The organism is Neisseria sp. P0021.S006 (assembly GCF_051956895.1).
Genome location: NZ_JBQCWZ010000834.1, coordinates 1 through 630, shown reverse-complemented (window position 1 = coordinate 630; position 630 = coordinate 1). Strand labels below are relative to the sequence as shown.

Genomic DNA, 630 nt, shown 5'->3' with positions numbered 1-630 from the left:
TCATAAGTTACTGAGATACCGTGTTTTTTCTCAAACGCGGCAACCGTCTCGGGATCAACATATTCCGACCAGTTGTAAATGCTCAATACCTTTTGATTATCGGTTTGCGCCTTGTCGGCAGAGTTTTTGTCCGCTCCGCCGCAGCCGGCCAATGCCAGCGCAGTCAGTACGATGAGGGGCAGATGTTTGGCCATTATCATTCCTTGCGTATCCGGTTGAAAAGAGAAAGGCATTATAAAGCAGGCAAGCCGGGGCGGATAGGCTTCGTTGTTAAAAGATATCGACCTGCTTGAGGCCGTCTGAAAGACAGCTTGCCGCCAACTTAAAACCTTTCTGCCGATAGCTTGAAATATGGTTTTGCGGTAAGATAACGCCCATTCGTTTTTAATCTCAACGCGCCGTCCGGGCCGTCTGAAATCTTTGTACAAAATTTTATCGAGACATTATGAAAACCACCGAACTACGCCAAAAATTCCTGAAATTTTTCGAATCTAAAGGCCACACCATCGTCCGCTCTTCCTCGCTCGTGCCACACGACGACCCGACCCTGCTGTTTACCAACGCAGGCATGAACCAATTTAAAGACGTATTCCTCGGCTTTGACAAACGCCCCTACAACCGCGCCACTAC

Annotated in this window: 1 protein-coding gene and 1 pseudogene; one reads left to right on the top strand and one right to left on the bottom strand. The window is 48.4% G+C overall.

The window, feature by feature from the left end; genetic code table 11:
* Positions 1–194 (bottom strand): annotated as a pseudogene (locus ACTHUM_RS17390) (polyamine ABC transporter substrate-binding protein); the annotation flags it as partial.
* Between the two features lie 251 nt (positions 195–445).
* Here ACTHUM_RS17390 and ACTHUM_RS17385 point away from each other — a divergent pair.
* On the top strand, positions 446–630 hold a 185-nt coding region (locus tag ACTHUM_RS17385; protein WP_440403609.1), incomplete at its 3' end, for an alanine--tRNA ligase-related protein.